Below are 13,621 nucleotides of genomic sequence, written 5' to 3' on the forward strand. Positions count from 1 at the left end.
GAGCCTTAGGCTCCTTTTTCGTTTCTGCACTTTTTATTGCGCTATGTTCTGTTCCACTTAGGCTAAGCCGATTTAGCGCTTGGGCTTTTTAGCTTTCCAGTGGCGAGTGTTATAGATAAATTCGGGTAATAACACAGTAAGCCAAGCGACGAGGCGCCAGCGTTTGGTCACATAGACGCGGCGTTTGCCTTGTTTCATCGCCTTGATGATTTGCGCTGCGACTTGTGGCAATGGTGCAAGCCACATCGCACTTTGCTGCATAGCGGCTTTATCGAGCAAACCAAGTTGGATATCGGTAATCGTAATCGGTAACTTAAGGCGCTGAGCATGCATACTTAAGCCCTCAAGGTAATTTTGCCCAAAGGCTTTTGAGGCGTGATAGGCCACACTCGGCCCGCCGCGCAGGCCCGCAATCGAGTTGATTGCCGCCAGTTGTCCATAACCTTGCTCGCGAAATAGTCTAAATGCCGTATTGCAGATGGCAGCAAAACCTCGCACATTGACATCGATAATGTCTTGCTCCGGTAGCCAAGGCAACTCGGGGTCATAGCTATTGAGACCTGTATTGACTAAGACTAAGTGTGCGCCGCCAAGACTTTGCCAGACTGATTCAAGTTGGTTGATGATGGCTTGAGGTTGTTCAATTTGAAGTGCAAAAACTTGTACTTTTGTTGGCAAGGATAAGGCAAAATCGCGCAGTGATTCTGGATCTTGGGCGAATAGGACTAATTCAACCTGTTGATCTGCCAATTGCTTTGCAAGTTCACGACTTAATTGTGAGCTAGCTCCCACAATGATTGCAGTTGCTTGGGTCATAGATTTTTCGGCAACGAAATGGTGGCTTATGATAGAAAGTTATGTTCACCAAGACAAGATTTATAGCTTGGGCGTATGGACATCTAGAAGTCTTTATGTATGATTAGGAGAAACAAAATGAACAAATGGTTGCGTTTAAGCGCGTTGAGATTAACAGCCTTAGCATTAATGGCCGTAATGGGGGTGTTATCGGGTTGTGCGACACCTAATGCTATCGTTGAGATAAAAGGCGAGACCTTATATCGCGAACGGATAGCCTTACCTGCCGATGCTAAGGTCATAGTGCAACTGCTTGATGTCTCAAAAATGGATGTGCCAGCCATAGTGATGGCGGAGCGCGTGCAACAAGGTGCTGTGACACCCGCGCCATTCAGTTTTGCGATTGGTAGCGATCAGTTCCAACCCGGTCACACTTATGCCATAGGTGCCCGGATTATGTTGGGTGATAAGTTATTGTTTATTAATACTCAAGCCTATCACATTGATCTCAATTCCACTGAGCCAATGACGATACTGCTAGAGAAAGTCGGTGGCTAGTTAGCTCGCTCAAAAGTGAGCTGACATACGCGCCGAATCCGTTAGTATTTACGAACAGAAGAGGCGCGGTATGCCGGTTAGAATTCCAGATCATCTGCCCGCAGCAGGGGTGTTAGAGTCAGAAAATATTTTCGTTATGTCCGAGACGCGGGCGGCGAATCAAGATATCAGGCCGATGAAGGTGCTGATTTTGAACTTGATGCCGAACAAAATCGAGACAGAAACCCAGTTACTGCGTTTACTGGGCAACACGCCTTTACAAGTCGATGTGGATTTACTGCGCATTCACGACAAAGAGTCCAAGCATACTTCCATCGACCACATGAATACTTTTTACCGTGATTTTGAAGCCGTGCGCCATAAAAATTACGACGGTCTTATCATCACGGGCGCGCCGCTTGGGCAAATCGATTTCGAAGATGTGGTTTATTGGGATCATATCCGTGAAATCATCGACTGGTCCCAAGAGCATGTCACCTCAGTGTTGTTTTTATGCTGGGCAGCTCATGCGGGCTTGTATCATCTCTATGGTTTAAATCGAAAAATATTGCAACAGAAGCGTTCTGGCGTATTTGTACATAGGCGCACTTGTCAGCATTTCCCACTGTTACGTGGTTTTGATGATGAGTTCTTTGCACCCCATTCGCGTTTTGCCGAGATGGATGTGGAAGAAATTAGGCAACACCCGCAGCTGCAAGTGTTAGCGCAGTCCGATGAGGCCGGGGCCTATTTGGTATTAAGTCGCAATAACCGTAACTTGTTTGTAATGGGGCACCCTGAATATCAAAAATCGACCTTAAACGATGAATACCATAGGGATTTAGCCCAAGGCTTAACGCCAAATGTGCCACAAAACTATTATCGAAATAATAATCCAGAAGCCGAAGCCATTGCCCGCTGGCACAGCCACGGTAGTTTGTTGGTCAGTAATTGGCTCAATTATTACGTTTACCAGTTAACGCCTTATGACTTAAGTGATATGACGGCGATGACGCCGTGGGAATCGCGCTAGCCTTTTATGGTGATGTGGTCACATGGATGTGACCTAAGCTGATACCCAAAAGCTCTTAATTTATCTCTCCCTTCGATTCTGTTGTCCACGCTTGACTGTGCTTAATCCCTGCCTCGCTGTAAATCCTTACTGACAATTTTTACCCGATAAAATCGACATATTAGACCAAGGAACGCTTGCTTTACGTTCGCGTAAACGTCAGAGTGGTTTTATTGTCGATTTTATTAAACGTCCCAAGGCTAGCACTAGGCCTTGTGGTCAATTTGGGTTGGAGCCTGCATGAGTACTGAAGCGTTAAATCAAGATATTGTTATTGTTGCCGCTAAACGCACCCCGATGGGTGGCTTTCAAGGCAGTTTGTCATCTGTTGCATCACCGACTTTAGCCGCGACAGCCATTAAGGGCTTATTGGCGGAGACTCAATTAGCGGGTGAGCATGTTGATGAAGTCTTGATGGGCTGCGTATTACCCGCTGGTTTAGGTCAAGCGCCTGCACGTCAAGCCACTTTAGGTGCGGGATTACCCTTATCCGTTGGTGCGACCACAGTGAACAAAGTCTGTGGCTCAGGCATGAAGACGGTAATGTTAGCCCACGATTTGATTAAAGCGGGCAGTGCAAAAGTCGTGATCGCTGGCGGTATGGAAAGTATGAGCCAAGCGCCGTATCTTTTGGATAAAGCTCGCGGCGGCATGCGCATGGGCCACGGCAAAGTGTTAGATCACATGTTTTTAGATGGTCTTGAGGATGCTTATACTGGCGGCGCCATGGGAACGTTTGCCCAGAAAACCGCCGATGAATTTGGGATCACTCGTGAGCAGATGGACGCCTTTGCGCTAAGTTCGCTCGAAAAAGCCAATGCCGCGATTAACTCGGGTGCCTTTAAAGCCGAAATTACCCCAGTTACTGTCAGCGATCGTCGTGGTGATGTGACTATCGATACCGACGAGCAACCCGGTAATGCCCGCCCTGAAAAAATTCCTACGCTGCGCCCAGCCTTTACCAAAGATGGCACTATCACAGCAGCTAACTCTAGCTCTATTTCCGATGGCGCAGCGGCATTGATGCTGACCTCGCGTGGCGAAGCTGAGCGTTTAGGCTTAACTGTATTAGCCACCATTAAAGGCCACACGACCCACGCCCAAGAGCCTTCACTCTTTACCACTGCACCTGTCGGCGCTATGGCGAAATTACTGGCCAATGTCGGTTGGTCAACGGATGAAGTTGATTTATTCGAAATCAACGAAGCCTTCGCCATGGTGACTATGCTTGCCGTGTCTGAGCTCGGTTTAGATGTGGCTAAAGTTAACGTCAATGGCGGCGCCTGCGCTTTAGGTCATCCTATTGGTTGCTCGGGTTCTCGTTTGCTGGTGACCTTAATCCATGCATTAAAAGCCCGCGGCCTTAAACGCGGTGTTGCCTCGCTGTGTATCGGCGGTGGTGAAGCAACAGCGATGGCGATTGAGGTCTAATCGCAAAGGTTTTTGTCAAATCAGGTTTTAGTTAAATCAACAAGACGGGGCTGGCAAGGGCAATCACTTCCCTTGAGGATAATCATAATATCGCACCGCCAGTCCATCACTCTACAAGGAAAGGATTGCAACATGACCACACAAGTAAAGCATTACATTGACGGCGAGTTTATCCAAGGTACGGGCACATCACAGATTATTGTCACCAATCCCGCGAATAACTCGCCGATTGCTGTGATTAATGCTGCCACTAGCGAAGAAGTTCACGCTGCGATTGCTAGCGCCAAAGCGGCCTTTAAAACCTGGAAAGAAGTGCCAGTGTCTGAACGCGCGCGCGTCATGTTGCGTTATCAACATCTGCTAAAAGAACATCACGACGAATTGGCGACCATTCTCGCAAAGGAAACCGGTAAAACCTTTGAAGATGCCAAGGGCGATGTGTGGCGCGGTATCGAAGTCGCTGAACACGCCTGTAACGTGGCGTCATTATTGATGGGTGAAACCGTCGAGAACGTCGCGCGTTCAATTGACACTTATAGCTACACTCAACCGCTCGGTGTGTGTGCCGGTATTACGCCATTTAACTTCCCTGCGATGATCCCGTTATGGATGTTCCCATTGGCGATTGCCTGCGGTAACACTTTCATTTTAAAGCCTTCAGAACAAGATCCTATGACGCCGCAGCGTCTGGTTGAGCTGTTTGTTGAGGCGGGCGCACCTAAGGGCGTATTGCAATTAGTGCATGGCGATAAAACAGCCGTAGATATCCTGCTGGCAGACCCTGCGATTAAAGCAATTTCCTTTGTCGGTTCTGTGGCTGTGGGTCAATATATTTATAAAACGGGTACCGATAATTTAAAACGCGTGCAAGCCTTTGCGGGCGCGAAAAACCACTGCGTTATCATGCCAGATGCAAACAAACAGCAAGTGATCAACAACTTAGTCGGCGCTTCTGTGGGCGCGGCGGGTCAGCGTTGTATGGCGATTTCGGTTGCTGTGTTTGTTGGCGCCGCTAAAGAGTGGATCCCAGAATTAAAAGAAGCCTTAGCCAAAGTTCGCCCAGGTTTATGGGACGATAAAGAAGCGGGTTATGGTCCAGTTATCAGCCCTGCAGCTAAGGCGCGGGTGCTTAAACTTATCGCCCAAGGTAAAGCCGAAGGCGCCGAGTGTTTACTCGATGGCAGCGATTTTACCGTGGAAGGTTACGAGTCCGGCAACTGGATTGGCCCAACCATGTTCGATAAAGTCACCACTGAGATGAGCATCTACAAGGAAGAAATCTTCGGCCCAGTACTGTGCTGCATGGAATCAGACTCCTTAGAAGCCGCCATCGAATTAGTTAACGCCAGCCCTTATGGCAACGGCACTTCTATCTTTACCGCTAGCGGCGCGGCGGCCCGTAAATATCAACATGAAATCGAAGTCGGCCAAGTGGGGATTAACGTGCCTATTCCTGTGCCATTACCTTTCTTCTCATTTACGGGTTGGAAGGGCAGTTTCTACGGCGATCAACATGCTTATGGCAAGCAAGCGGTGCGTTTCTATACCGAGACCAAGACCATCACTTCCCGCTGGTTTGAGTCTGATATTGCCGTAGCTTCAACGCCAAATATGAGCATTAACCTACGCTAACCTACGCTAAGCTCGGTTATAAACCGCGGCGTCTTTATGGCGCCCAATTTATTCAATAAAAAAGTGACCATAGAGTCATAGGAGAGCCCAATGGATTTTAATTTCAACGATGACCAACGCCAGTTTGCCGATCTTGCGCGCCAGTTTGCCGCGGAAGAATTAACCCCGTTCGCCGCCAAGTGGGATGAAGAACATCATTTCCCCAAAGACGTGATCCAAAAAGCCGGTGAGCTAGGTTTTTGCTCTCTGTATTCGCCAGAATCCGAAGGTGGCATGGGCTTATCGCGCCTCGATGCCTCGATTATTTTTGAAGAACTTGCCAAGGGCTGCACCGCGACCACGGCCATGCTGACCATTCACAATATGGCGACTTGGATGGTGACGACTTGGGGCACTGAAACCCTGCGTCAGACTTGGTCTGAGCCGTTAACCACTGGGCAGATGTTAGCGTCATACTGTTTGACTGAGCCGGGCGCGGGTTCGGACGCTGCATCTTTGCAAACTAAAGCGGTGCGCGACGGCGATGAATATGTGATTTCAGGCTCGAAAATGTTTATCTCGGGTGCGGGCGCAACTGAGCTTTTAGTCGTGATGTGCCGTACAGGTCAAGCTGGCCCTAAGGGGATCTCGGCCATTGCGATTCCGGCGGATGCCGCTGGTGTTATCTACGGTAAAGCTGAAGATAAAATGGGCTGGAATGCCCAGCCGACCCGTCAAATCACCTTTGAAAACGTGCGCGTGCCAGTGGCGAATTTGCTCGGTGAAGAAGGCCAAGGTTTTGCTTTCGCGATGAAAGGCTTAGACGGTGGTCGCATCAATATAGCCACCTGTTCTGTAGGGACGGCGCAGTCGGCTTTAGAGCGCGCAACTCAGTATATGAATGAGCGTCAGCAATTTGGTAAACCTTTGGCGGCTTTCCAAGCGCTGCAATTTAAACTTGCCGATATGGCAACCGAGTTAGTGGCTGCCCGCCAAATGGTGCGCCTTGCGGCCTTTAAACTCGATAGTGGCGATTCTGAGGCCACGGCTTATTGCGCTATGGCGAAACGCTTTGCCACCGATGTGGGTTTTCAAGTCTGCGATGCGGCGCTGCAAATTCATGGTGGATATGGTTATATAAGGGAGTACCCGCTGGAACGTCATTTCCGTGATGTGCGTGTACACCAGATTTTAGAAGGCACTAACGAAATTATGCGCTTAATTATCGCCCGTCGTTTACTCGATGAAAATGCAGGACAAATCCTGTAATTCAACTCGCAATATGCGTGACTTACAGGTCGGCGATAACTGAAAAGGAGTCTATAAAGATGGAATATTTAGTTGAACGTATCGAAGGCCACACGGCGATTCTGACCATGAACAATCCGCCAGCCAACACTTGGACCGCCGAGAGTTTGCAGGCGCTTAAAGCCAAAGTGCTTGAGCTGAATGCCAATAAAGAGATTTACGCCTTAGTGTTAACGGGCCAAGGGCAAAAGTTCTTCTCCGCTGGCGCCGATTTAAAACTGTTTAGCGATGGTGACAAAGGCAATGCGGCAACGATGGCAAAGCATTTTGGTGAAGCCTTTGAAACCTTAAGCCAATTCCGCGGTGTGTCGATTGCCGCGATTAATGGCTATGCCATGGGCGGCGGCTTAGAAGTCGCGTTGGCCTGCGATATTCGTATCGCCGAAATTCAAGCTGTAATGGCATTACCCGAAGCGACGGTCGGTTTATTACCCTGTGCGGGTGGCACTCAAAATCTGACCGCATTAGTCGGTGAAGGGTGGGCTAAACGGATGATTTTATGCGGCGAGCGTATCGATGCGACTCAAGCATTGAATCTACGTTTAGTGGAAGAAGTGGTTGATACTGGCGAAGCGCTTAATGCGGCAATCGCGTTGGCCGTTAAAGTCGCTAACCAAAGCCCAAGCAGCGTCACAGCGTGCAAGACACTTATTCAAGCGGGGCGCACTATGGCGCGTAGCCAAGCGCTACCGATTGAGCGTGAGTTATTTGTCGGATTATTTGATACTGAAGATCAGGCCGAAGGCGTGAATGCGTTTTTAGGGAAACGTAAAGCTGAGTGGAGAAACCGCTAATGACGAATGTAGTAGATAATGACGTGGTCGAGCATGTCGCAAATCAGGTCAAGACCACACAAAATGTGGTTTTTCAAACCTTAGCCACTGCTTCTGGCAAATTGGTTGGGGTGGTCACACTCAATGTGGAAAAAGCCCTCAATGCCTTAGATTTAGGCATGGTGCGCGCTATGACGGCGCAGCTTAATCTGTGGAAGAAAGATCCCCTTATCGCTTGCATCGTATTAGATGGCAGCGGTGAGAAGGCATTTTGTGCCGGGGGTGATGTGCGCGCTTTATACCATGCTTCCATTGCCGCTAATGGGCAAGTGACTGAGGAAGCAAAGGTTTTCTTCGAAGAGGAATATCGCCTCGATTATCTACTGCATACCTTTGGCAAACCTGTGTTGGTGTGGGGCGATGGCATAGTCATGGGCGGCGGCCTCGGTTTGATGGCGGGCGCGAGCCACAGAGTCGTTACCGAAACCTCGCGTATCGCTATGCCAGAGGTGACTATCGGCCTGTATCCCGATGTGGGCGGCAGTTATTTCCTTAATCGTATGCAGGGCAAGATGGGATTGTTTTTGGGATTGACCGCCTATCAACTCAATGCCGCCGATGCCTGTTATGTGGGCCTTGCGGATCATTACCTGAACCGCGACGACAAAGAGCTGATGTTTGATGCCATGGCAACCTTAGATTGGAGTGATACGCCAGCTCTTAATCATCAACGTTTAGATAGCATGATCAACGAGCTGTCTAATCAAGTGGATATTCCGAAGGGCGACAGTGTATTAGCCGAAAGCCAAGACATAATCGACAGGCTTATGGCGGGCAGTCTGCAGGATATTGCAGCACGCATGTCAACTCTGGTATCGGAAGAAAAGTGGTTAATGAAAGCGCGGGACACCTTCCTTGCGGGTAGCCCTATCAGCTGGCACTTGGTCTATATCCAAGGGCAGTTAGGGACTAAGCTTAGCTTAGCTCAATGTTTCAAATGGGAGTTAACCGCAAGTGTTAACGTGTGTGCCCACGGTGATTTCTGCGAAGGCGTTCGTGCACTCTTGATTGATAAAGACAAGAAACCGCAATGGCGTTTTAAGGATGTTAACTCAGTACCCACAGCGGTACTTGAGCAAATATTGGCTTCCCCATGGGGCGAGGCGCATCCCTTTAACCAACTGAGTTAAGCGTTTAAGGGCCGAGTTGGCTAAGCGCTGTATTTATCGGCTTAGCTAAGCTCGCTTTACTCTGTGATAATGACAACATAATCAATTTGATAGCATTATCACAACACTAAAAAGAACAACACAGGAGTGATGGCATGAGTACAGTAGCCTTTATCGGTTTAGGTAATATGGGCGGCCCAATGGCGGCCAATTTATTAAAAGCAGGCATGACGGTTCGCGTCTTTGATTTAGTCCCCGAGGCTATGCAGCAATTGGCCGAAAAAGGCGCCTTAGTATCAAGTACAGCCTGCGGCGCTGCAGCGGGCGCAAGTGTGGTGATTACTATGCTGCCTGCGGGCAAGCATGTAAAAAACTTATATTTAGGCAATGGAACAGACAAAGGCCTACTTGAAGTGGTTGCGGGTGATACCTTGCTCATCGATTGTTCAACCATCGATGCGCAAAGCGCACAACTCGTGGCAGCTGAAGCGGCTAAAAGCGGCATCGAATTTATGGATGCACCAGTTTCTGGCGGCACGGCAGGCGCGGCGGCGGGCACCTTAACTTTTATTTGTGGTGGCTCGGATAACGCTTTTGAACGCGCGCAGCCCGTACTTAAGGCTATGGGTGTGAATATCTTCCACGCAGGCGGTCCAGGTGCGGGGCAAGTCGCGAAAATCTGCAATAACATGCTGTTATCTGTGTTGATGGTCGGTACTTCCGAAGCCCTGCAAATGGGCGTCGATCATGGCCTAGATCCCAAAGTGCTATCCGACATTATGAAGGTCAGCAGTGGCGGAAACTGGACGCTAGAGAAGTACAATCCCTGCCCAGGCGTGATGGAAACAGTGCCTTCTTCTAAGGGCTATCAGGGTGGCTTTATGGTAGATTTGATGGTCAAAGATCTCGGTCTGTCACAAGAAGCTGCATTATTGAGCAACTCTAGCACGCCAATGGGCGCTTTAGCCCGCAGCTTGTATGTCAATCATGCAAGACAAGGCAATGGCCGCCGAGATTTTTCCAGTATATTTGAACAATTTGCACCACTTAAAAAATAGACACAGATAACAAGGGATCACCAGATGGATTTAAAAGATAAGGTTGTCGTCATTACTGGCGGCGCGGGTGGCTTAGGCTTAGCAATGGCGCAAAATTTTGCGCAGGCGGGTGCTAAGATAGCGCTTATCGATGTGGACCAAGAAAAACTCGAGCGAGCCTGCGCTGAGCTTGGATCGGACACTGAAGTCCAAGGTTATGCCTTAGACATTACCGACGAAGAAGACGTCGTCGCGGGTTTTGCCTATATTCTCGAAGATTTTGGTCAAGTGAACGTGTTAGTGAACAACGCCGGTATTCTGCGTGATGGCATGTTAGTCAAAGCCAAAGACGGCAAAGTCACTGATCGTATGTCTTACGAGCAATTCCAATCGGTGATCAATGTGAACCTGACCGGCAGTTTCCTCTGTGGCCGTGAGGCCGCAGCTGCCATGATTGAATCGTGTCAAGCGGGGGTGATTGTTAACATCTCTAGCCTTGCTAAGGCGGGTAATATGGGTCAATCAAATTACGCGGCCTCAAAAGCGGGTGTTGCGGCTATGTCTGTCGGCTGGGCGAAGGAGTTAGCGCGCTACAATATCCGTAGTGCAGCCGTAGCACCAGGTGTGATTGCGACCGAGATGACGGCAGCAATGAAGCCAGAAGCATTGGAGCGTTTAGAGAAACTCGTGCCTGTTGGCCGCTTAGGTCATGCCGACGAGATAGCTTCTACCGTACGTTTTATTATTGAAAATGATTATGTTAACGGTCGTGTGTTTGAAATCGATGGTGGTATTCGTCTTTAGAGCGATATCTTATTGATTTGCATAAAAACCGAGCTTAGGCTCGGTTTTTTTATAGGGTAAATAAAGATAATGGTTCTTATACCCTAGCTTTCGGATTTATTTAGATTTCACTGTTGGAGTTGACATTTAGTTGTTAACCTTCAACAATCGCTCTCCCGTTTTTTTACATAACTTTACAAACATGTTGATCACATGTAATGGAGCTTGAAATCCGGATGTCTTGGCAGGAAAAAGCCCACTGGCTTGAGAAAATCACTAAGCGCATGATGTTGATCGTGGGTATCTTAGGGTTGGTTGTGATTTATTGCGGTTTCTTTTTTCTGCTCTTTAGTGGCCGTTCTGTGGCCGTGATCCCATGGTTTTTTCTTATCTCACCTTGGGTGTGTATTTATTTTGGTTTAACGCAAGTACAACAAGTGCAAGTGGTAAATTGGTTCTTAAAAAAATTTAAAAAATAACTAATTTACACATAACTCATTTCTGCAAGTTCATATTTTGTTTCGGTTTGTGCAGTTGGCAAACATTGGGGAGAAACAATGAAGCTACATGGATATTTATGGATGCTGGGGGGCTTATTTTGTTTAGGTGCTTGCGAGCGCTCGAACAAAGAGACGCCGCATCTTAGTGATAATGGCGCGCGCATAGTTGCGCCCTATGGTAGTTGGCAGTCTCCGCTATCGGCGACTGAAGTGTTTGAGCAGGCCGATAATGTGGCTGAGTTGCAAAGTGTTGATGGTGCCATTTATTTCTCTGAATCTGATGGTGAAAAACAAGGCCAAGTCGGCATTAAACGCCTCGATCAACGGGGAAAAATTACCGACATAGTGCCGCCTGCGTTTAATGTTAAATCCGCCGTTCATGAATACGGTGGTGCCGCCTTTTTGGGGATTGGTCAGAGTCTGTTTGCCACTAAGGCACAGGACCAACTGTTTTATCGTTTTGCCCCTAATCAACCCCCTTTGCCTTTAACGCCAAATGGTACTCGTCATGCAGATTGTATTGCTTACCCCAAAGGGTCGAGGATTATCTGTGTGCGCGAAGATCATCGTCAAGCGGGTGAGCCTAAGGCGAGTCTTGTTACCATTAATCTTAATTTTGCCGGTGAAGGCGATACCTTTGTTTCGGGCCATGACTTTATTTCTTCGCCAGCCATCTCGCCCGATAACAGCCAACTGGCGTGGATCACGTGGGAACATCCCTATATGCCATGGGATAATAGCGTGCTCTGGCTTGGGGATCTGGACCGTAAAGGACAATTACACAATATTCGTAAGGTAAACACGCCCGCAGATTCTTCGGTGTCACAGCCGTTATTTAGTCCTGATGGACAATTGTATGTCGTATCGGATATCAGTAACTGGTGGAATATCTATCGAGTCACGGCACAAAATACCTTAGACCCAGTGCTAAAGAAAAAGGCCGAGTTTGCGGTGGCTGATTGGTATTTAGGCAATCATAATTATGCCTTTGAATCCGAAAAAACTATTATTGCCAGTTATATGCTTGGTAGTCAGGCCGTTTTAATTCGACTGCATCTAGATTCAGGTCTGACCGAATCTTTGGCCGTCGACTTTGGTGAAATCACCCAAGTGATCCGAGGGGAAGATGCTGTCTATTTTGTCGGCGCTAAGGCGACGCCAGAGAAGGGCATTTATAAAGTGATCGGTCGTGGTACTGAGTTGGTGTATACCCCTAACTTACCAAAACTTAATCCCAATTATATCTCCCGTGCTAAAAATATTACTTTTAAAACAGGTGCTAACCAGCAAGCTTACGGTTATTTTTATGGTCCGGTTAACCCCAACTATACTGCGCCTAATGATACCCGTCCGCCCTTGATTGTAATGTTACACGGCGGACCTACGGCGCGGGCGAGTCTGGCTTATCGCAGTGATATTCAATTTTGGACCAGCCGAGGCTTTGCGGTTCTCGATGTTAATTTCCGTGGCAGCAGTGGTTTTGGCCGTGCTTATCGTCAAAGTATCTACGGAAAATGGGGCCAAGTTGATGTGGAAGATGCGGTCAATGCGGCCCGTTATTTAGTTGATAAGGGTTGGGTCGATGGACAAAAACTGGCGATTCGAGGTGTTAGCGCTGGTGGGTTAACTGTGATGTCGTCCTTGGCATTTTATGATGTATTTCAAGCGGGGGTGAGCTATGCGGGGATCAGTGACTTTGAACAGCTCGCCAAGAGTACCCATAAATTCGAGACTGGCTACTTAGATCTGCTTATCGGCCCCTATGGTGAAAATCAAGCCCGCTATAGGGAGCTGTCGCCCCTGCATCACCTTGAAGGATTGAATGAGCCTTTATTAATTTTTCAAGGATTACGCGACCAAATCGTGCCACCACAGCAGTCGCGGCAGATTTATGAGGCGTTGAAAGTGAGAGGCGTACCCACGGCTTATATCGCTTATCAGGATGAACCCCACGGCGGTTGGAAACCTGAGCACAAGGCCGCAGGATTAGAAACTGAGCTGGCATTTTATGGGCAAGTGTTTAACTTTACCCCAGCGGGTAAGCTTGCAACACTGGTACTGGATAACGCCGCGGCGCTAAAGCCAACCATAGTGAGAAGCCAATAACGCAGTATTTACCGTTATTGAACTTGGCCATCATTATTGCGATTGGCTTTTACTGCAACACTCAGAGCCAGCATTTTGCTGGCTCTTGTGATTTTCATGGCTGCCATGAGTCTCGTGACTTAGGCTGTCGATAATGGCACAGTGGGGCTGATCGCCGCCTTGGCATTGGGTCACCATGTGCTGCAATTGCGACCTAAGCTGCTGTAACTTATTGATTTGTTGCTCGACATAGGCAAGGTGCGTTTGGGTAAGCTGCTTAACATCCTCGGCATTACGGCTTTCATTGCCCTTAAGACCAAGTAAGGATTTGCAATCCTCTAGGCTAAAACCTAAGTCGCGACATTGATGCACAAACTTAAGCGCTTCAATATCTTGATGGCGATAAACTCGATAACCCGCCTCATTGCGCTCGCCGCACACTAAACCAATATCATGGTAATAACGGATACTCTTAACACTTAAGCCCGTTTGTTTCGCCACTTCACCTATCTTCATTTTG

13 protein-coding genes are annotated in these 13,621 nt (G+C 48.3%); 11 read left to right on the plus strand and 2 right to left on the minus strand.

Translation table 11 applies throughout. The features are described from left to right. Positions 1–72: 72 nt before the first annotated feature. Positions 73–816 carry an SDR family NAD(P)-dependent oxidoreductase gene (locus L5L97_RS02215; RefSeq protein WP_131523783.1) on the minus strand — a complete coding sequence of 248 codons (744 nt, stop codon included), beginning with the start codon at positions 814–816 and terminating at the stop codon, positions 73–75. 117 nt (positions 817–933) lie between these two features. On the opposite strand from L5L97_RS02215, the gene L5L97_RS02220 reads away from it, so the two are divergent. The 11 genes from L5L97_RS02220 (at position 934) to L5L97_RS02270 (ending at position 13,122) form a co-directional block, all read left to right on the plus strand. Continuing rightward, on the plus strand, positions 934–1,353 hold the full coding sequence (locus L5L97_RS02220) for a YbaY family lipoprotein (protein WP_105249705.1): 420 nt from the start codon (positions 934–936) through the stop codon (positions 1,351–1,353). Positions 1,354–1,423: 70 nt separating this feature from the next. Then, positions 1,424–2,365 carry a homoserine O-acetyltransferase MetA gene (metA, locus tag L5L97_RS02225; RefSeq protein WP_028760567.1) on the plus strand — a complete coding sequence of 314 codons (942 nt, stop codon included), beginning with the start codon at positions 1,424–1,426 and terminating at the stop codon, positions 2,363–2,365. Positions 2,366–2,644: 279 nt separating this feature from the next. Beyond that, complete coding sequence (locus L5L97_RS02230) at positions 2,645–3,835, plus strand: thiolase family protein (RefSeq protein ID WP_263180984.1); 1,191 nt, start codon at positions 2,645–2,647, stop codon at positions 3,833–3,835. Between the two features lie 132 nt (positions 3,836–3,967). Beyond that, positions 3,968–5,467 carry a CoA-acylating methylmalonate-semialdehyde dehydrogenase gene (locus L5L97_RS02235; RefSeq protein WP_011919010.1) on the plus strand — a complete coding sequence of 500 codons (1,500 nt, stop codon included), beginning with the start codon at positions 3,968–3,970 and terminating at the stop codon, positions 5,465–5,467. Between the two features lie 90 nt (positions 5,468–5,557). Continuing rightward, a complete protein-coding gene (locus L5L97_RS02240; RefSeq protein ID WP_219250200.1) occupies positions 5,558–6,715 on the plus strand; it encodes an acyl-CoA dehydrogenase family protein in 1,158 nt (385 codons plus the stop codon). Positions 6,716–6,774: 59 nt separating this feature from the next. Continuing rightward, positions 6,775–7,548: an enoyl-CoA hydratase gene (locus tag L5L97_RS02245; protein ID WP_011789976.1), complete on the plus strand. Its 774-nt coding sequence runs from the start codon at positions 6,775–6,777 to the stop codon at positions 7,546–7,548. Then, positions 7,548–8,717, plus strand: a complete 1,170-nt coding sequence (locus L5L97_RS02250) for an enoyl-CoA hydratase/isomerase family protein (RefSeq protein WP_198573586.1) — start codon at positions 7,548–7,550, stop codon at positions 8,715–8,717. Before L5L97_RS02245 ends, L5L97_RS02250 begins: the two co-directional genes overlap by 1 nt. Before the next feature lie 134 nt (positions 8,718–8,851). Then, positions 8,852–9,754 (plus strand): 3-hydroxyisobutyrate dehydrogenase, encoded by a 903-nt coding sequence (mmsB, locus tag L5L97_RS02255; RefSeq protein ID WP_263180985.1) that lies wholly within the window; start codon positions 8,852–8,854, stop codon positions 9,752–9,754. A gap of 24 nt (positions 9,755–9,778) precedes the next feature. Beyond that, the gene (locus L5L97_RS02260; protein WP_168823138.1) at positions 9,779–10,537 is read left to right on the plus strand and encodes an SDR family oxidoreductase; all 759 of its coding nucleotides are present in this window, start codon (positions 9,779–9,781) and stop codon (positions 10,535–10,537) included. Positions 10,538–10,752: 215 nt separating this feature from the next. After that, a complete protein-coding gene (locus tag L5L97_RS02265; protein WP_028760560.1) occupies positions 10,753–10,995 on the plus strand; it encodes a hypothetical protein in 243 nt (80 codons plus the stop codon). Positions 10,996–11,073: 78 nt separating this feature from the next. Then, positions 11,074–13,122, plus strand: a complete 2,049-nt coding sequence (locus tag L5L97_RS02270) for an alpha/beta hydrolase family protein (protein WP_028760559.1) — start codon at positions 11,074–11,076, stop codon at positions 13,120–13,122. A 33-nt stretch (positions 13,123–13,155) separates the two neighbouring features. On the opposite strand, the gene L5L97_RS02275 is transcribed toward L5L97_RS02270, so the two are convergent. Next, a complete protein-coding gene (locus tag L5L97_RS02275; RefSeq protein WP_212600051.1) occupies positions 13,156–13,617 on the minus strand; it encodes a Cu(I)-responsive transcriptional regulator in 462 nt (153 codons plus the stop codon). Positions 13,618–13,621 lie beyond the last annotated feature (4 nt).

Source organism: Shewanella sp. SM71, from assembly GCF_025653905.1.
Classification (GTDB): domain Bacteria; phylum Pseudomonadota; class Gammaproteobacteria; order Enterobacterales; family Shewanellaceae; genus Shewanella; species Shewanella oncorhynchi.

Excerpts from the sequence above, each read along its gene's own strand:
- metA (WP_028760567.1), top strand. The coding sequence starts at position 1,424 with ATGCCGGTTAGAATTCCAGATCATCTGCCCGCAGCAGGGGTGTTAGAG.
- L5L97_RS02240 (WP_219250200.1), top strand. The coding sequence starts at position 5,558 with ATGGATTTTAATTTCAACGATGACCAACGCCAGTTTGCCGATCTTGCG.
- L5L97_RS02275 (WP_212600051.1), bottom strand. The coding sequence starts at position 13,617 with ATGAAGATAGGTGAAGTGGCGAAACAAACGGGCTTAAGTGTTAAGAGT.
- L5L97_RS02270 (WP_028760559.1), top strand. The coding sequence starts at position 11,074 with ATGAAGCTACATGGATATTTATGGATGCTGGGGGGCTTATTTTGTTTA.
- L5L97_RS02235 (WP_011919010.1), top strand. The coding sequence starts at position 3,968 with ATGACCACACAAGTAAAGCATTACATTGACGGCGAGTTTATCCAAGGT.
- L5L97_RS02220 (WP_105249705.1), top strand. The coding sequence starts at position 934 with ATGAACAAATGGTTGCGTTTAAGCGCGTTGAGATTAACAGCCTTAGCA.
- mmsB (WP_263180985.1), top strand. The coding sequence starts at position 8,852 with ATGAGTACAGTAGCCTTTATCGGTTTAGGTAATATGGGCGGCCCAATG.
- L5L97_RS02215 (WP_131523783.1), bottom strand. The coding sequence starts at position 816 with ATGACCCAAGCAACTGCAATCATTGTGGGAGCTAGCTCACAATTAAGT.
- L5L97_RS02245 (WP_011789976.1), top strand. The coding sequence starts at position 6,775 with ATGGAATATTTAGTTGAACGTATCGAAGGCCACACGGCGATTCTGACC.
- L5L97_RS02265 (WP_028760560.1), top strand. The coding sequence starts at position 10,753 with ATGTCTTGGCAGGAAAAAGCCCACTGGCTTGAGAAAATCACTAAGCGC.
- L5L97_RS02260 (WP_168823138.1), top strand. The coding sequence starts at position 9,779 with ATGGATTTAAAAGATAAGGTTGTCGTCATTACTGGCGGCGCGGGTGGC.
- L5L97_RS02250 (WP_198573586.1), top strand. The coding sequence starts at position 7,548 with ATGACGAATGTAGTAGATAATGACGTGGTCGAGCATGTCGCAAATCAG.
- L5L97_RS02230 (WP_263180984.1), top strand. The coding sequence starts at position 2,645 with ATGAGTACTGAAGCGTTAAATCAAGATATTGTTATTGTTGCCGCTAAA.